14 protein-coding genes and 5 pseudogenes are annotated in these 16,742 nt (G+C 59.9%); 14 read left to right on the forward strand and 5 right to left on the reverse strand.

All coding sequences use genetic code 11. The features are described from left to right. The first annotated feature begins 227 nt into the window (after positions 1 to 227). From PMM47T1_RS27275 to PMM47T1_RS27295, 4 genes and pseudogenes are all read left to right on the forward strand, one after another. Entirely contained in the window at positions 228 to 1,118 is an 891-nt protein-coding gene (locus tag PMM47T1_RS27275) for a hypothetical protein (RefSeq protein ID WP_157213093.1), read from the forward strand. A 505-nt stretch (positions 1,119 to 1,623) separates the two neighbouring features. Further along, positions 1,624 to 2,457, forward strand: a pseudogene (locus tag PMM47T1_RS27285) (IS5 family transposase); the annotation flags it as partial. Beyond that, positions 2,406 to 2,666, forward strand: a pseudogene (locus PMM47T1_RS29380) (arsenate reductase ArsC); the annotation flags it as partial. The pseudogenes PMM47T1_RS27285 and PMM47T1_RS29380, both read left to right, overlap by 52 nt. Before the next feature lie 44 nt (positions 2,667 to 2,710). Next, positions 2,711 to 3,160, forward strand: a pseudogene (locus PMM47T1_RS27295) (NAD(P)H-dependent oxidoreductase); the annotation flags it as partial. Between the two features lie 17 nt (positions 3,161 to 3,177). Here the strand turns inward: PMM47T1_RS27295 and PMM47T1_RS27300 are convergent. Together PMM47T1_RS27300 and PMM47T1_RS27305 are read right to left on the reverse strand one after the other, a co-directional pair. Next, positions 3,178 to 3,396, reverse strand: a pseudogene (locus PMM47T1_RS27300) (glutathione transferase); the annotation flags it as partial. 145 nt (positions 3,397 to 3,541) lie between these two features. Beyond that, positions 3,542 to 4,027 (reverse strand): DMT family transporter, encoded by a 486-nt coding sequence (locus PMM47T1_RS27305; RefSeq protein WP_008375321.1) that lies wholly within the window; start codon positions 4,025 to 4,027, stop codon positions 3,542 to 3,544. A gap of 94 nt (positions 4,028 to 4,121) precedes the next feature. On the opposite strand from PMM47T1_RS27305, the gene PMM47T1_RS27310 reads away from it, so the two are divergent. Beyond that, positions 4,122 to 5,033: a LysR family transcriptional regulator gene (locus PMM47T1_RS27310; protein ID WP_008375322.1), complete on the forward strand. Its 912-nt coding sequence runs from the start codon at positions 4,122 to 4,124 to the stop codon at positions 5,031 to 5,033. Between the two features lie 30 nt (positions 5,034 to 5,063). Here the strand turns inward: PMM47T1_RS27310 and PMM47T1_RS27315 are convergent, their stop codons facing one another. Next, positions 5,064 to 5,960 carry an AraC family transcriptional regulator gene (locus PMM47T1_RS27315; RefSeq protein ID WP_008375324.1) on the reverse strand — a complete coding sequence of 299 codons (897 nt, stop codon included), beginning with the start codon at positions 5,958 to 5,960 and terminating at the stop codon, positions 5,064 to 5,066. Positions 5,961 to 6,098: 138 nt separating this feature from the next. Between PMM47T1_RS27315 and PMM47T1_RS27320 the strand changes: the two genes are divergently transcribed. The 5 genes and pseudogenes from PMM47T1_RS27320 to PMM47T1_RS30740 all read left to right on the forward strand — a co-directional run bounded on the left by PMM47T1_RS27320 (position 6,099) and on the right by PMM47T1_RS30740 (position 8,789). Beyond that, positions 6,099 to 6,842 carry an SDR family NAD(P)-dependent oxidoreductase gene (locus tag PMM47T1_RS27320; RefSeq protein WP_008375326.1) on the forward strand — a complete coding sequence of 248 codons (744 nt, stop codon included), beginning with the start codon at positions 6,099 to 6,101 and terminating at the stop codon, positions 6,840 to 6,842. Positions 6,843 to 6,852: 10 nt separating this feature from the next. After that, positions 6,853 to 7,254, forward strand: coding sequence for a VOC family protein (locus PMM47T1_RS27325; RefSeq protein ID WP_008375328.1), 402 nt, complete (start codon positions 6,853 to 6,855; stop codon positions 7,252 to 7,254). Further along, positions 7,251 to 8,228, forward strand: a pseudogene (locus tag PMM47T1_RS27330) (saccharopine dehydrogenase family protein). Before PMM47T1_RS27325 ends, PMM47T1_RS27330 begins: the two are co-directional and overlap by 4 nt. 106 nt (positions 8,229 to 8,334) lie before the next feature. Continuing rightward, positions 8,335 to 8,646, forward strand: a complete 312-nt coding sequence (locus PMM47T1_RS27335) for a hypothetical protein (RefSeq protein WP_337999165.1) — start codon at positions 8,335 to 8,337, stop codon at positions 8,644 to 8,646. Next, positions 8,586 to 8,789 carry a nuclear transport factor 2 family protein gene (locus PMM47T1_RS30740; RefSeq protein ID WP_008375330.1) on the forward strand — a complete coding sequence of 68 codons (204 nt, stop codon included), beginning with the start codon at positions 8,586 to 8,588 and terminating at the stop codon, positions 8,787 to 8,789. Before PMM47T1_RS27335 ends, PMM47T1_RS30740 begins: the two co-directional genes overlap by 61 nt. Positions 8,790 to 9,057: 268 nt before the next feature. On the opposite strand, the gene PMM47T1_RS27340 is transcribed toward PMM47T1_RS30740, so the two are convergent. Further along, the gene (locus PMM47T1_RS27340; protein ID WP_008375331.1) at positions 9,058 to 9,552 is read right to left on the reverse strand and encodes a GNAT family N-acetyltransferase; all 495 of its coding nucleotides are present in this window, start codon (positions 9,550 to 9,552) and stop codon (positions 9,058 to 9,060) included. A 472-nt stretch (positions 9,553 to 10,024) separates the two neighbouring features. Here PMM47T1_RS27340 and PMM47T1_RS27345 point away from each other — a divergent pair, with 472 nt between their 5' ends. Further along, positions 10,025 to 10,630: a LysE family translocator gene (locus tag PMM47T1_RS27345; protein ID WP_008375333.1), complete on the forward strand. Its 606-nt coding sequence runs from the start codon at positions 10,025 to 10,027 to the stop codon at positions 10,628 to 10,630. 65 nt (positions 10,631 to 10,695) lie between these two features. Then, on the forward strand, positions 10,696 to 11,328 hold the full coding sequence (locus tag PMM47T1_RS27350) for a TetR/AcrR family transcriptional regulator (RefSeq protein ID WP_008375335.1): 633 nt from the start codon (positions 10,696 to 10,698) through the stop codon (positions 11,326 to 11,328). 73 nt (positions 11,329 to 11,401) lie between these two features. Here the strand turns inward: PMM47T1_RS27350 and PMM47T1_RS27355 are convergent, their stop codons facing one another. Then, the gene (locus PMM47T1_RS27355; RefSeq protein ID WP_008375337.1) at positions 11,402 to 14,167 is read right to left on the reverse strand and encodes a beta-glucosidase; all 2,766 of its coding nucleotides are present in this window, start codon (positions 14,165 to 14,167) and stop codon (positions 11,402 to 11,404) included. A 469-nt stretch (positions 14,168 to 14,636) separates the two neighbouring features. On the opposite strand from PMM47T1_RS27355, the gene PMM47T1_RS27360 reads away from it, so the two are divergent. After that, on the forward strand, positions 14,637 to 14,855 hold the full coding sequence (locus PMM47T1_RS27360) for a hypothetical protein (RefSeq protein ID WP_008375338.1): 219 nt from the start codon (positions 14,637 to 14,639) through the stop codon (positions 14,853 to 14,855). A 124-nt stretch (positions 14,856 to 14,979) separates the two neighbouring features. Further along, positions 14,980 to 16,629, forward strand: a complete 1,650-nt coding sequence (gene gspE, locus PMM47T1_RS27365) for a type II secretion system ATPase GspE (protein WP_081492728.1) — start codon at positions 14,980 to 14,982, stop codon at positions 16,627 to 16,629. The last annotated feature ends 113 nt before the right edge of the window (positions 16,630 to 16,742 follow it).

A 16,742-nucleotide genomic window follows, 5' to 3' on the forward strand; every position in this document is an offset into this window, starting at 1 on the left:
GCGTGTACTTGCTAGTGCTGATTGAGTCACTGAATGTCATCAAGCCTCAGCACTTCTTGCTCGATCCAAAATGTATCGGGACGGCCTACCATCAGCTGGTGTGCACAGAGAACTATCCGCTGAATATGGTACCACTAGGGTCTGATCGGGTAATCCCCGCAGTGAATTGGGTTTTCAGCTCCGTACGCCTCGGTGACGGCCTAGCGGATGGCATTAGTGCGGTAGATATGCTCTCTCTGGTCAAGGAGTGCAGCACCGGCCTCGATTCGGCGATCATCAGCCTGGCGCTGGCAGAAACGATTGACCAACCGGTGGTGAGCGGTGTCGCATCGCTTCTTAGCACCGACAACCGTGAGATTGTACGCGCGGTCGCTGCAATCGTGTACATCCGAAATGAGGATGCCGCTTCGCTAATCGGTATTGCCGACATCGAAGTCGTGCTTAAGTCGGAGCCTTTCAGGTCACTGGCTAACGCGACGCTGCTATCTACTGAAATCCTGCCGCTGCTCCTCGGCGAAGCGGCCGATGTTGTGGCCCCGTTCGTGGCCAACCTCATAATGCATAGGAGGTTCAGCGCCCTCAGCTATGCGTGGGTGCTGAAAAATTACAGTGCTGTAATAACCGCAATTGAGCCGCACGGTGTCACGCAGCAAGCGTTCCTGGATTGGTTCAATGGCTGGGACAGCCATGCCGCGAAGCAGGCCAGCAAACCTCAGACTATCGATAGCGTCTTGGTCGACGGTATCTTCACCACATCTGAACCCAAATTCTCGTCGTTCAAGCAGGCGGCGTTTAAATGCCTGGATTCCATCGAGCATAGCGAAGAAAGCCGGAAAAAACTTATCGTAGAGGCCTCGCCTCAGGTGATAAGCATTGCGCGCGCCATGGCGCAAAAATCCATCCCGCTAAGCAATGCTGGGACAGTGGCTAATGCGATTGTGGCCACCCTGCATGCTTACGTGCACGAAGGGGAGGCCTACCTGCTGAGCGCGCAGACCATAGCGATGATTAATACACTGCTGCAGGTGCTCGACGAGCGTCTAGGTACGTCATTGGGGGGCGGCTGCGCACACTGTTCTATTGCGATCCGAACAGCATCAGCAGGCTTGTTGAGGTGATCGACAACTACGGGAGTTTCCATCCTGGACATTCAGCCGTCCAACAGTGATGAGGCCACTCGATTGATCAGGCTGTTGGATTACGTCGGACGATATCCCGACGCGACGCAGAATGTGGCAAGCTTCCTGGATAATCGAGCTGATCAGCTACCTAGGTATAGGTATTCGGATAGCCTGCGCCAAGGGATGGCTTCGGTCGTGGTCAAGCTCGAGAAGCTCACGCCCTCAATCTTTAAAAGATTCTCACGAAAATCTTGGTTCTCCTCGCTGTTCAAGACAGCGAGGTCAGATCAGATGGCCGACAAGATTGAAAGTGAGGCCGAGTAGAACGGCGGTTTAGTTCGCCGGCACATGCATTGCGTCTTAGTCCGTTTCCAACTCATGCCTTGGATGAGCCCGCAGATTTTTGTGCTATGAATGGTAGTCTGGAAGGCTTAGGGAAATTCTGAAAAAGACCTCCTGATTTGGCAGAATCCCCGGACACCAATCGCCGAGCTTTTCGATGATGAAGCAAATGACCTTCGCCGATGCCGAGTACGCCGGTAAGCGCGAGCAGACCCGTAAGGAACTGTTCCTGATCGAGATGGATCGGGTCGTGCCCTGGAAGGGTTTGATCGCTCTTATCGAACCCCATTACCCGAAAGGCGAAGGCGGTCGTCCGGCATATCCGTTGATGTCGATGCTGCGGGTTCACTTGATGCAAAACTGGTTTGGCTACAGCGACCCGGCGATGGAAGAGGCTTTGTACGAGACCACGATTCTTCGCCATTTTTCGGGTTTGAGTCTGCAGCGCATTCCCGACGAAACCACCATCCTAAACTTCCGCCGCCTGCTGGAAAAAAATGAACTGGCCCGCGGAATTCTGACCGTGATCAATGGCTATTTGGGCGACCGTGGCCTTTCGCTGCGCCAAGGCACCATCGTGGATGCCACGCTGATCAGCGCGCCCAGTTCGACCAAAAACAAGGACGGCAAGCGCGACCCGGAAATGCATCAAACCAAGAAGGGCAACCCATACTACTTCGGCGCGAAAGCGCATATCGGTACCGATGATGCGTCAGGTCTGGTGCACAGCGTGGTGGTCACTGCGGCCAATGTCGCGGATGTCACCCAGGTCGACAAACTGCTACACGGCGAGGAAAACGTGGTCTGCGCCGACGCTGGCTACACCGGAGTCGACAAGCGAGAAGAACATAAAGGTCGCCCAGTTCTCTGGCAGGTCGCGGCGCGACGAAGCACCTCCAAGAAATACGGCAAGCGCAGCCTTCTTTACAAAGTCATCCGCAAGATCGAGAAGATCTCTACAGCAAGGGCTCAGAAGTGTTTTCGGATTCCCCACCGGATGTGGTGATCACCGTGTGCGACAAAGCCGGGGGCGAACCATGCCCGGTGTTTTTCGGGCCAGCCATCAAAAGCCACTGGGGCCTTGCCGATCCTTCCGATGTTGAAGGAACGGACAGCGAAATCCAGGCCGCATTTGACGCAACCGTCGTTCAGATTAAAAAGCGTTTCGAGGCATTCTTCAGCCTGGATCATTCGGCGCTTTAACCGCCGGAACTGAAGCGCGAGCTAGATCGAATAGGTGCACTTTAATGGACGAATTTCTGTCGCAAAGCAGTCTGGAGCTCCCTAATCTGGATCAGGCGCTGATTGACGTTGCTACACTGGATCGCCTGCAAGGTAACGAGCAACCGACTCACAAGCCGCGCATCTTGTTGCTGTATGGCTCAACTCGTGAGCGCTCTTTCAGCCGGCTACTGACCCAAGAGGCCGCGCGCATCCTGACCTTGATCGGAGCCGAGACCGTTGTCTTTGATCCCTCAGGCCTGCCTCTTCCTGATGACGCTCCGGAAAACCATCCAAAGGTTAAAGAGTTGCGGGATCTGGTTCCGTGGTCAGAGGGACAGGTGTGGTGTTCGCCAGAGCGTCACGGTGCAATGTCTGCTGTGTTCAAAGCCCAGATCGACTGGATTCCGCTCGCGATGGGTGCCGTCCGGCCCAGCCAGGGCAAGACGCTGGCGGTCAGCAGCTCCCTCAATGGTCTTCTTCAAGCACAGGTTTAAAGCGGCGGACGTTGGAGTGTCACCCATGCTTTCACGCTGGGACGCTGCCATTGGCGTTGGGCATATTCCACGAGAGCCGGGGGCACTGCATCGCCATTCAGTATCAGCCGATTGAGCATGAGCGCGAGATCCACATCGGCTATGGACCATTCGCCGAACAAATATTCCGCATCGTCCTTCAGGAGTGCTTGCGCCGCGTTGAACAACTTGTCGGCTGTCCGGTCAAATGGCCCAGAATTACGGCAACCTGCCCAACACCTGAAAGCATCCGAATCAACCGGACTTTCAAGGTGAGTTTTACCTTCTGCCGGGGGCGGCGAAGCGATTTTTGCCGGAGTGCCATGCTCCAGACCTGGGACCTCAGCCCCGATCCCCCTGAGCGTTGAAATACTGCACAACCATCACCCCCAGGAAAATAATCGCCAGGCCCACACATTTTCCCCACCCTGTCGGCCTTGCTACAAGCCCCATCAGGCCGAAGTGGTCAATTGCTACCGCGGATATCAGTTGGCCTCCGATCACGCAGGTAATGAAGACTGTTGTTCCCATCCTGGGGGCCAGGATCAGCGCCGCAGTTACGTAGAGCACGCCGGCAATCCCACCCGCCCACGCCCAGGTTGGCAGATTGGTCGCTGGTTGCCATTGAGGCGAACCTGCGCGCATGGCCATCAGCACCGGTGTCACCGCAATCAAGCTGATGACGAGCGACATGGCAGCGGCCCACAGCGGATGGCCCAGGCCTCGGCCCAGCATGGCGTTGGCGCCGGCCTGAAACGGCACGACTGCACCCGCTGCAATGGCAGCGGCCGCTAGTAGGATCTCGGACAGCGAAATCGGCAGGTTCATGCGTTTTGATCTCCTGGTAATTGCATTCAGCAGGAGTTTCAAATATGAAGTGTGAGAATGGAAATTCGTATTTGAACGCAATGGTATTCAGACCATGAATAACTTCAGCGGCATGGACTTAAACCTTCTGCTCACGCTTCAAGCATTGCTGGCGGAACGGCACATCACTCGCGCGGCGCAGCGCTTACACAAAAGTCAGCCAGCCATCAGCCATGCGCTCCGGCATCTGCGCCATCTATTTGGCGACCCATTGCTGGTGAGGCGAGGTAGGCACCTGGATTTGACCCCGCGTGCGGCGGCGCTCATCGCCCCCCTGAATGAGGTGCTGAGCCGAATTGGCCAGCTGTTCGATGCGCCGCAATTTGACCCGGCCAGATCACAGCGAACATTTCGGCTGATGATGTCCGATTACGGTTCCAGAGTGCTGCTGCCTGGCCTGGTCGAGAGGTGCCGAGCACAAGCACCCGAGGTTGAGTTGCTGGTGCAGCACGGGAGTCGGGATGCCATGCTTGCCGCAGTCCAGGATGGGGACGCGGATTTGGCGCTAGGTGTTTTTCCTGGGCGCCTCGCCGAGGTGGTGCAGCGGTATCCATTGTTTGTCGAGCGCTTTGCCTGTTTGGCCGACGCTTCTACGTGCGTTGGCCACGAGGGGCTCACCCTGTCGCAATGGTTGGTCAGGCCCCATATTGTCGTCGGTGGGCGGGCGGTACAGGACAGCGAGGTTGACCAGGCATTGGCCCGCCTGGGGCTGCAACGCAATGTGAAGGTAACGCTCCCGCATTGGAATGTTGCCAGTGAGCTCGTCGTTGCAACCGATCTGATCTTGACGGTGGCGATGCGTAGCCTGATCCCGGCGCGTGGGGATACTCGACTGTGCGTTTTTGAGCCTCCCTTCGACATCCCGTCTTTTGACTTTTCCATGGTTGCACATCGTGGGAGGGATAATGATCCTGGGCATGCCTGGATGCGAAAATTGGTGATGGAAGTGGCGGATGCGCCAGGTTGAGGCCACAGCCGACAGCTGTCAGCCATACGCTCAGTCGCCTGCCACCACCCGCGCTTGCCCATGGATTCTGCTCGCATCCTGCGAGGGAGGAAGCCCAAACACCTTCGCATAGTCCCGGCTGAACTGCGTTGCGCTTTCGTAGCCGACCTCGAAAGCAGCCGCCATGACACTTTTCGCATTGGCCACCATCAGGGTTCTGGCCTGGAGCAGGCGCACGCGTTTCTGATACTGCAACGGGCTCAGGTTGGTGACGGCCTTGAAGTGGCGATGAAACGCCGAGACGCTCATCGACGCTCGCTTGGCCAGGCGCTCGACGCCGATGGGCTGGGCGAAGTCGCGTCGAATCCACTGCACCGCGAGGTTCATACGGGCCATGGCGCTGTCGGGCGCCGCGATCTCTCGCAGCATCCAGCCAAGGGGGCCTTGAAGCACGCGGAAAATGATTTCCCGCTCGTACACCGGCGCAAGTGCTGCGATGGCATCGGCGTCACCCATGAGCCTCAACATCCGCACCCAGGCGTCCATGAGATCAGCGGTCATCGATGCGACTGAAAAACCAGGGTGGGCGTCTACGCGATCGGCAGGTTTGGGCAGGTCGGCGAACAGCGTGGACAACACTGCTGGGTCGAGCGTCAGGCTCACAGCCAGGTACGGCTCCCCGGTTTCGGCGGGGTGCACCGAGCCCACGGCAGGCAGGCCGATGGACATGACGAAGTAGGTCGCGGGGTCATACCGCAACGTGCGGTCGCCCACGGTCATGCTTTTGCTGCCTTGCAGAATCACGTTAATCATCGGGTCGTAAACCGCCGCAAGCATATGCTCGGGGATCTTGCCCTTGACCATGGCCACGCGAGGAATGCCGGTTTCGGTACGTCGATTTTCCGCCTTGGCCGCGAGTGATCTGAGTTCGTTCAGTTGACTGTCCATGGCGGGCATGCTGACCGCAGATGCGGGTGCGCTGCAAGTAAAAAGCAGAAACAGGCAGGTTTCGAGCAGGAACGGGTGCGCTCCGGGGTGGGGAGCGCAGTACGCTGGGCCCACATTCGAACACCAGAGGCACAGCACATGAGCGTTATCGTCATTACGGGAGGAAGTCGCGGCATCGGGGCCAGCGCCGCCGAGCATATTGCTCACCAGGGCATGGGCGTCATCCTGACCTACAACCGTCATCCAGAAGCAGCCGCTTCGGTCGTCGAGCGCATCGAGCACACGGGAGGCAACGCGGTTGCGCTCAAGCTTGATGTGTCTGACGTTGCCACCTTCCCCGGCTTTCGCGACTCAGTGGCGCTGGCCTTGCGCGAGACCTGGGGCCTCACCACCCTCAGCGGCTTGGTCAACAATGCCGGATATGGCCTGTTCAACCCCTTGGCCAGCGTCAGCGAAGCGCAGTTCGACGGCCTGTTCAATGTTCATCTCAAAGCGCCGTTCTTCCTCACGCAAACATTGCTGCCGCTGCTGGCGGACGGCGCGAGCATCGTCAACCTGACCAGCGCGACCACCCGCGTCGCTACGGCGGGCGTGGCGCCTTACGCCGCGTTCAAGGGCGGGCTCGAAGTGCTCACGCGTTACATGGCCAAAGAGTTTGGCGAACGACGGATTCGGGCCAACGCCGTGTCACCCGGCGCGATCCGTACCGAGCTTGGCGGCGGTTTGAACGATGAATTCGAGGCCTTGCTGGCCGGGCAGACTGCGCTGGGCAGGGTAGGTGAACCGCAGGACGTCGCCCGTGTGATTGCCATGTTGCTGTCGCAGGAGGGCGGCTGGATCAATGCCCAGACCATCGAAGTCGCTGGCGGCTACATCATTTGAGGAGTACCCCATGCTTGATCATGTCTTCCTGTCGGTAAGCGACATCATCCGCTCCATCCGTTTCTACGAAGCGGCGTTGACCCCGTTGGGCATCACCGCGCGCCTGGACTACGACGGCAAGGACGGCCCGCCTGGCCATCCCGACCTCAAAGGCTTCGGCGCCCATGGCCGGATGTTTTTCTGGCTGCGTGATGGGCTCACTGCGGGGCACGCCGTCCATGTGGGTTTCGTCGCCAACAGCAAGGCTGAAGTGGACGCCGCCTACGCTGCGGCAATGGATAAAGGCGCCGTCGACAACGGCGCGCCAGGTGCGCGTCTGCACTACGACCCGGATTACTACGCCGCCAATGTGCTGGACCCGGACGGGTACAGCCTCGAATTTGTTTATAAGAAATGGCAGCACGTCCAATGAGCACACTGCTGATCTACGGCGCCACTGGCTACACCGGTCGCATGGCCGCTGAACGGGCGAAAGCGCTGGGCCTGCAGTTCTAAATCGCTGGGCGCAATCACGTGCGTCTGGCGGCACTCGCTGCCCAACTGGATGTGCCGTTTCGGGTATTCGATGCCGACGCGAACGCGGCGAGCTCGTTGTCCGGCATCTATGTCCTGCTCAATTTCGCCGGGCCCTTTGCGCACACCGCAGAGCCGTTGATGCGCGCCTGTATCAAGGCTGGGGTCGACTACCTGGACATCACGGCCGAGATCAACGTCTATCGGCTGGCCGAGCGGCTCGGCGCAGAAGCCGCTTCGCATCAGGCCATGCTGTTGCCCGGTGTGGGTTGGAACGTTGTACCGACCGATTCACTGGCGGTGCATGTGGCCAGGCGTGTCGAACAGCCTTTTGCGCTGAGCATCGCGCTTCAGGTTCCAGGTTCGATGTCCCGTGGCTCGGCCATGAGCGTCAGTGAAATCATCGGGGCAGGGGTGCTTGCGAGGGTGGATGGCGAACTGGTCTCTACGCCTGATGCAACGCCGCGTCATTTCGATTTCGGTGACGGCCCGGTGCTGTGCGTGCCGCTGTCGTTTGGTGATTTGGTAACAGGCTGGCACTCAACCGGCATCCCCAACAACGCGATGTTCGTGCACCTCTCGGTGGATGCGTTTCCAGAAGGCGATCTGGCGCAACTGCCCGATGGTCCGACGCCTGAGGAAAGGGAGGCGCATCGGGCCCGTGCAGTGGTTGAGGTCATTGGCGTTGACGGAGCAATCGCCCGGTCGGTGATCGAGACCGTGAACGGCTACTCCTACACGCCTCTGGCGGCAGTGGAGGCAGCGCGTCGGGTGGTGAAGGGCGAGCGCGTGTTGGGCTTCGCTACACCGGCCAGGGGCTTCGGTGGCGGGTTTGCCGAGAGTATCGAAGGGACGTTGATCACGGATTTCTGACCCATCGGGGCTGGCTTGCGCTGCCTCGATCCCTCGTGAGTCGAATGACAGCGCTGCAGGAATCAGCATTCACCACTTGTCAGCAATTACCTATGTGGAGTTACTCATGCCATCTACCTACCAGAAACACACCGCCGACCAGCTTGCGGCCATTGACGCTCTCTACCGCTTTGCCCCTGGCATTGACCTGCGTGACGCAGCACTGCTGTCTAGCGCTTTCATGGAAAATGCTGTTTCCGATTTCGGCCCTGCCGCAGCAAAGGCAGGTTTTGAATTCCCTGTACTGGAAGGCCGAGAGGTCATTGTTGAAACCTTGTTCGGTGCGTCGATACCACCCACTCTGTCAGCAATCCCCGTGTGGCGTTCGAGGGTGACACGGCACATCTGGATGCGCTGGTGGAGGCGCAGCATGTGCTGAAGAATGCCCCCTCTCGCCACTACCTCATGAAGAACCGCTATGCCGTTGAGTTGGTCAGGCTCGGCACGGAATGGGGCATCCAGCGGGTGACGGTCGATAATGTCTGGCGGACAGGCGACCCCGGTGTACTCATGGGCGCTTGACCACGAAGCGGAATCTGAAATTCCGGACGTGACCTTGACGTCGTGGTCGGTTTCAAGAGGCCGCTTTCGCCCCAGGCGGGCGGCCAGCCCCAGCACTGCAGCCGCTGCCGCAGGCTGCGCTGGCCCTCAAGCACACTGGAAATCTCTAGCGTACCGAGAGGCCAGCTCAGAGATTTAGCCAATGTGTTGCGTCCACCGGTTGAATCCACAGCCAAAAGCGGCCAATCGGCATCTCGTGGCGAGTACGCGCAAGCGGGGCGCTATAACGCTAGAGCAACAAGGTGAACCTATGCTCGCGGCTCTTGCCGTCTCTATCTGGATCAGGGGCGAAGCCACAACGGGCGAGCACCTTTTGCGAGCCGATATTTTCTGGAAATACATAAGCAGCCAGCCGCTCAAGCTTCCAGCGTTGCCGTGCAGCCTGAATAAGGTGCGTGACGGCCTGTGTGGCAATCCCTTGGCCTGCGTACGCGTATGCCACGCGATAGCCAACCTCGGCGCAACCAAGATGCTGATCTATGTCTTTTAGATTGGCTCGACCCACGATTGACCCCTCGCCATCGACGATGACAAAAGGGTGCCACCCCCCAGCGGCGTATCTGGAGATCAAATCCTCAATATGGTCGCTGACACCTTGTTCGCAGTAAAAAGACGCATCTCGCGCATCGATATTCGCTTCAAACCAGGCGCGATTCAGCGTTTCAAAGGACAGCAAAGCCTCGAGGTCCGAGCGGGTGAGTTCGCGAATTAGATAGTCTCTCAAGGGGCCTCGTTCTCGTGTTACATCGGGGATTAGATCAGCACTTCGGTCACCGCGCAGTCCAAAATATACTCCCAGCAAAGCGTCTCTGCGCGGCATCTGACCGCTTCTGGCCGGTAGCAGCCCTTCGCGACCGGCACCTGTCGACCCGAAGCGGGCATAAATATCCGGGTTTCTCGGCAGCGGTACCTTAAATAGGCTTGGCACAACGGGTACTCAGTGGGGCGGGGTGGGTAGGATTTGTGGGGCATTGGTGGGAATGAGCACCGACCGACTTTGTTACGCGCCGACTGACTTTATTTCTATCTATCAATCACATCGCCTTGGCCAGCGCAGCCTGGCCTTGCCTAGGGATCTGTTATGGCCGGCGTTCTGGTTTAATAAAACTGTACCGGTTCAATTTCCCCTAGCTGTGCCTCACCACCCCAATTGCCATGCCGTAGTGTTCATGGGCCCGCCACTCGGAGCTTGCCTCATGCTGTCCTCCTTCGACCTGCTCTACGCCTTCGCCCTGTTCGCCTTCGTTTCTTCGATTACGCCGGGCCCCAACAACACCATGCTGCTGGCCTCCGGAGTGAACTTCGGTTTCCGCCGCTCGCTTCCCCATGCGCTGGGCGTAAGTATTGGTTTCATGATCATGGTGGTGGCGGTGGGCCTGGGCCTGGGCGAGGTGTTCAAGGTGCTGCCGTGGGCTTATACCGTGCTGCGCTGGGCAGGGGCCAGCTACCTGCTGTACCTGGCCTGGAAGATCGCCCGCTCGGGGCCGCCGGCCGATGCCACTGCCGAGACTCGCAAGCCCATGAGTTTCCTCGGCGCCGCAGCGTTTCAGTGGGTGAACCCCAAGGCGTGGATCATGGCCATCGGCGCGATAACCACGTATGTGCCGTCTCAGGGTTACCTGACCAACGTGCTGGTGATCGCTTCGCTGTTCGCGTTGATCAACCTGCCCAGCGTATGCGTGTGGGTCAGTTGCGGCAGTGCCTTGCGTAATGTGCTGCGCGAGCCGCGCTGGTTGCGCCTGTTCAACTGGGCCATGGCATTGATGCTGGTACTGTCGCTGTACCCGTTGCTCAAGGCCTGAGATTTGCCCCGGGCGGGCCGATCACGTTACGGTGTCGGCTCAAAGAAGCATTCAAGATACCGTTCATGACTTCAGATTCCCAGCCTGCCAAACCTGCGCCGCGCACGCGGCGCGCGCCCAAGGGCGAAAAGCGTCGCGAGGAATTGCTCGACGCGGCGTTGCAAATGTTCTCCCTGGAAGGCTACGGCGGTGCGTCCATTGCGCGCATTGCCGAGATCGTCGGTATTTCCGTGGCGGGGGTGTTGCACCACTTTCCCAACAAGGTCGCGCTGCTGATGGCCGTACTGGACCGTCGTGACGAGGTCAGCCAGAAAATTGCCGATGAAGTGCGCAGCGAGCCGACCCTGACCGGGCTGCTCGAAAGCCTGAGTGCGATCAACCGTTCCAATGCCACGGCACCAGGTGTGGTGCGTGCGTTTAGCATGCTCAATGCCGAAAGCCTGGTGGAAGGGCACCCGGCCTGGGCCTGGTTTCAGGGGCGCTATGCCATGATCCATGAGCGCATGGTGGGGCAGTTGCAGGAGTTGGTGGCGCTGGGGGAAGTGCGCGCCGACGTGGACCTGGGCGGGGTGGTGCAGGAGTGTCTGGCAATGATGGACGGGTTGCAGATCCAGTGGCTGCGCTTTCCCGAACAGTTGGACCTGGTGGCGCGGTTCGACACTTACTTGGCGCACCTGAAAGCCTCGATCCGCGCCTGACGCAGCCTGGCGGCAGCTGCTACAGATAACCTGTAGCAGCTGCCGAAGGCTGCGTCACGGCAGGCGGGTAGCCTTAATTACCGCTGGCAGAGCCTTGGGTGGTGGTCGAGGTCGACGTGGTGCCGTAGTCACCGCTGTCGCTGGTGTCGGCATCATCCGCGTCGGTCTGGTCGTACAGGCCGCCAGTGTTGATGTCTGGCACGGATACCTGGGTAGCCTTCAGCGCAGCGCGTGGCAACGGGTTGCTGGTGGTGGTCGACAGTTCCTGGCGGAACGGGTTGACCAGTTTGCCGTGCAGGCGGATGTCCGACGAGGACGCACCCAGGGACAGGTCGAAGGTGTCGGCATCGACGACCCACTGCTTGCTCTTCTCGTCGAAGTAGGCCAGCGATCGATCGTTGAGCTCGATGGTCACGCGCTTGGTTTCACCCGGCTTTAGGAACACCTTCTTGTAGCCTTTCAGCTCCTTGACGGCGCGCTCCACTTTCGGATGCTGCTGGCCCACGTACAGCTCGGCCACCTCGGCGCCGCCGACCTTGCCGGTGTTGGTCAGGTCGAACGAGACTTTGATCGGCACGTTGCCCACCGCGGTGCCCGGGGTGACCTTGATGTTGTGGTAGCCGAAGGTGGTGTACGACAGGCCGAAACCGAACGGGAACAGTGGCTTGGTGTGCTTTTTCTCGTAACCGCGATAGCCCAGGAACAGGTCGTCCTTGTAGCTGATTTCAGTCAGCGAGCCATTGTTGTCGTAGTTCGGGAAGTCGGCGTACAGCGGGTTATCCTGGATATCGCGCTCGATGCTGATCGGCAGCTTGGCCGACGGGTTGACCTTGCCGAACAGGATCTCGCCCAGTGCCTGGCCACCGTTCTGCCCAGGGTAGAAGGCGTGCAGGGCTGCGCCAACGTTGTCGACCCAGTCAGCCATCTTCAGCGCGGTGCCGCCGTGCATGGCCACCACGGTGTTAGGGTTGACCTTGGCGATGCTGTTGATCAGCTCGTTTTGGTACTCGGGCAGGTCGAAACTGTGGTCGAAGCCCTCGCCTTCGTATTCGCTGCTGTTGCCCACTGCGACCACGACCGCGTCGTAGCCCGACAGGTCCTGTGGTGCGGCCAGCGACGCCCAGCTCATCTGCACGCCGACCATGCCACCCATGGTGGACAAGTAGCCGTCGCGACGCGAGTATTCAAGCTTGATGTCGTAGGCCTTGCCGGCTTCCAGCTTGATCTTGCCCGACACCGGAATGGTCGGCGGGATGCTGTTGGTAGGCAGATGCTCGCCGTCGCCGTTGTTGATGATTTCCTGGCCGTTGACCCACAGGCGCACGGCGCCGTCGGCGCGAACCTTGAACACCTGGTCGCCGCTGGTGGTGGGGGTGACCTGGCCAGTCCAGCGTACCGAGGTGTTGGAGGTGTCACCGTTGGTGGGCAGGTTGGTGTCGCTGGACCAGTCCATGTTCACGTGAGTGTCGGTACGGGTGGCGGCTGCATCGCCCGACCAGGTGGCGTTGGTGAAGAACTCGGCGGTCAGGCCGGCGGCGCTCTTGCCGGTGCTGCTGTCGGTGTGGGTCCAGGTCGATGCGGTCGGGTCCAGGGACAGGCCGTCGATGAAGTCGACCTTGGCGTTCGGCGCGGTCTGGGCAATACCCGACAGCTCGCTGATGTACTGGGTAGCTTCGACGTTGGCGCTGCCGAAACCGGTAGGCGGCGCGTATTTGGCCAGGTCGCCGACCACGGCGATTTTCTTCACTTTCTTGGCGTTTAGCGGCAGCAGGTCGCCCTTGTTCTTGAGCAGCACGATGCCTTCGCGGGCCACGTTCAGCGCGGTCTTGTTGCTGGCAGCGCTGTTCATGTCGTGGGCGGTGGACGGGGTCTTGCTGTCGAATTGGAACAGGTACACCTGGCGCAGAATGCGGCGCACTTTCTCGTCGACGGTGAGCATGCTCAGCGCGCCGCTTTCCACGTAGGGGGTGAGGGCGGTGGCGTTCATCTGGTAGCCCATCATGTCCAGGTCGGTGCCGGCATTGGCGGCCGTCAGCCCGGTGATAATGGCGTTGTAATCGCTTTGCACGAAGCCTTTGTAGCCCCATTCCTTCTTCAGAATATCGGCGATCATGTGCTTGCTTTCGCAGGCGTAGTCACCGTTCACTTTCTGGAACGAGCACATCATCATCGCCACCTTGCCGTTCTTCGAAGCCGATTCGAAGGTAGGCAGGGTCATCTCGCGCAGTACGCGTTCGGGGATGGTTTCGTTGAGGGTGAAACGGTTGGTTTCCTGGTCGTTGGCGGCGAAGTGCTTGGCTTCAGCCCACACGCCACGGGATTGGATACCGTTGATCAGCGCCGGGCCCAGGCTGGCACCCAGGAACGGGTCTTCGCCGGACAGGTATTCGAAGGCGCGGCCGCCGTACGGGGTACGGTACAGGTTCATGCCTGGGCCGGTGACGTACTGGTAACCACCGCTGGCGGTGTCGTAGCCCAGGGCGCGACCGTAGTCTATGGCGCGGTGCGGGTTCCAGGTGGCGGCAATGTTGGGGCCGGCCGGGTAGACCACGCCCTGGTCGTTGCCATTGCTGGTGTAGCGCACGCCGGCACCGCCATCGGCGCCGTAGATTTCCGGGATGCCGTACTGGGTCAGGGGCTTGACGTCCCAGCCGCCGGTACCTGCCAGGTAGTTGAGTTTCTCTTCCTGGGTCATTTTCGCCAAGGTCTGTTGGGCGGCCTTGTCGGCACGAGCTTCCAGGGCCTGCTGCTGGGCCGGGTCGGCCGCATGTACTTGCGAAATGGCCAAGGCCAGCAGGGCCAGCGCCGACTGCGCGCCCAGATGTTTGCGTTTGTTCATGTGTTACTCCAACAGCCAATGGTTGTCCATTTGCGGCTGTGCACGATTATCGTGCACGTTTCTCCAGACAAAAGCTGGCCTTTGCCCAGACTGCTTAGTTGCAGTAAGGGCTAACTGATGGCCGTGTTTCAATCGCGTTTAATTAACGTGAAAGTTCTTTCTGTCTATATAGGAGGTGCCATTATTACGCTATCGTTTGTACCGGAATGGGGCGCCGATAAGCGGCTAAATTAAGACAATTGTTGTCTTAACTTGTCAATCGAAAGGTTTTTTTCCTGCTTTTTTGCGATTTTGTGTCCGGATGTGTGAACCTTTGCAAAACCTACTGGTCGATGGGTTTAGCGATTTTCAACGCGTTTCGGCGGAATCGTTAGTTTGGCCATATGACACTGTGCGCGAATGTCGCAGGGCGGTTGATTATTACGGTTAGATGAACTTCGACTTTTTTCAATTTCTGGAGTTACTTGTTATGAAACTGTCTTTCGTGGCAGCGTGCGCTGCACTGAGCCTGTCATTCGCCGGCGCCACCTTTGCCGCAGACTCTACCGACACCAGCACCGCGTCCGGTGCGTCCGATTCCACCGTGATGACCCAGGCCCACGACACCAAGGCCACTCAGAAGCACAAGAACGAATCGAAGAAAGGCGGCCGTCCGCTGAGCACCACGGCGAAGAAAACCGCCAACTGATCAGTCCCGGCTTCACCCCGGAAAGGGCATCGCCCTGATGCCTTTTCCCTTGCTTGCGTAGTAGCCCACCGTGCCCGATACCACCTTGACCGCCCCCGACGACGCACTGGTTTGCCAGTGGCTGATGAGCCACTCCGGCCTCAAGCCCGTGGACCTTGAGCGCGCCCGCCGCCTGGCCGCCGATGATGAAGACAGTGAGCTGCCGGCGTTGCTGACTCGCCTGGGCCTGGTGTCGGAGCTGGAACTGGCGCGCGCCTGGTCGGCATTGATGGCGGTGCCGCTGATACTGGCCGAACAGGCGCCGTCCACCCTTGAGCGTGTGCCGCCACTGACCGAGCGCTTTCTGCGTCATTACCGCGTGGTGCCGGTGGCCTGGGACGAGGCGGGGGTGCAATTGCTGGCGGCCCACCCTGGCAACCCATACCCCTTTGAAGCCGTGGCCCATGCCTGTGCCGCACCGGTGCACCTGGCCATTGGCCCCGGTAATGAAGTCGACAGCCTGATCGAGCGCTATTATGGCCAGGGCCGCTCGGCCATGGGCTCGCTGATCGAAACCCTGGACGAAGACAGCGGCGCCCTGGAAGACATCGAACACCTCAAGGACCTGGCCTCCGAGGCGCCGGTGATCCGCCTGGTCAACCTGATCATGCAACGCGCCGTGGAGCAGCGCGCTTCCGACATCCATATCGAACCCTTCGAAAGCCAGCTCAAGGTGCGCTACCGCATCGACGGCGTGCTGCACGAGGCCGAAGCGCCGCCGTCCAGCTCGTCGGCAGCGGTGATCAGCCGGGTGAAGATCATGGCGCGGCTGGACATCGCCGAGCGGCGCTTGCCTCAAGACGGGCGCATCATGCTGCGCATCCAGGGCAAGGAGCTGGACTTGCGGGTGTCTACGGTGCCCACCAGTTTTGGCGAGTCGGTGGTGATGCGCTTGCTCGACCGCCAGACCGTGAGCTTCGACTTCCAGAGCCTGGGCTTCGACGGCGAACGGCTGGAAGGCTTCCTCGATGTACTGGAAAACCCCCACGGCATTCTGCTGGTGACCGGGCCTACCGGTTCGGGCAAGACCACCACGCTGTATACCGCGCTGTCGCGGTTGAACACCGCCGAGCGCAAGATCATCACCGTCGAAGACCCGGTGGAGTATCAGCTGGAAGGCATCAACCAGATCCAGGTCAAGCCCGCCATCGGCCTGGATTTCGCCGGCGCGCTGCGCTCCATCGTGCGTCAGGACCCGGACGTGATCATGATCGGCGAGATGCGTGACCTGGAAACTTGTCGCATCGCCATTCAGTCGTCGCTGACCGGGCACCTGGTGCTCTCTACCCTGCACACCAACAGTGCCGCGGCGAGTATTACCCGCCTGCTGGACATGGGCGTGGAGAGCTACCTCATTGCCTCGACGGTGAAGGGCATTCTCGCCCAGCGTCTTGTGCGTCGGCTTGATCCAGCCACGCGCGTTCCTTTCGAAGCGCCGCCGCAATTGGTCGCCGAGCATGGCCTGGAGCGCTTCACCGACCAACGCCCGATTATTCTTTATCGTCCCGCCAGCGAGCTGCCAGGCGGTGGCTATTTCGGCCGCAGCGCCATCACCGAACTGCTGGTGATGAATGAAGAGCTGCGCAGCCTGCTGATGCGCCAGGCTGACGCCTCCACCCTGGAACAGGCCGCCCGCCGTGGCGGCTTGCGCACCTTGTATGAAGAAGGCCTGCGCCAGGCCGTGGCCGGTATCACCTCGCTAGAGGAGGTGCTGCGTGTGACGCGCGGCGAGTAAACCATGGCCCATTTCAAATACCGCGCGCTGGACGCCGAGGGCGTCAGCCAGCAAGGCAGCGTCGAAGCCACTGACCAACAGGCCGCCGTGACCACGTTGCAGAAGCGCGGCCT

This window comes from Pseudomonas sp. M47T1, assembly GCF_000263855.1.
GTDB lineage: Bacteria > Pseudomonadota > Gammaproteobacteria > Pseudomonadales > Pseudomonadaceae > Aquipseudomonas.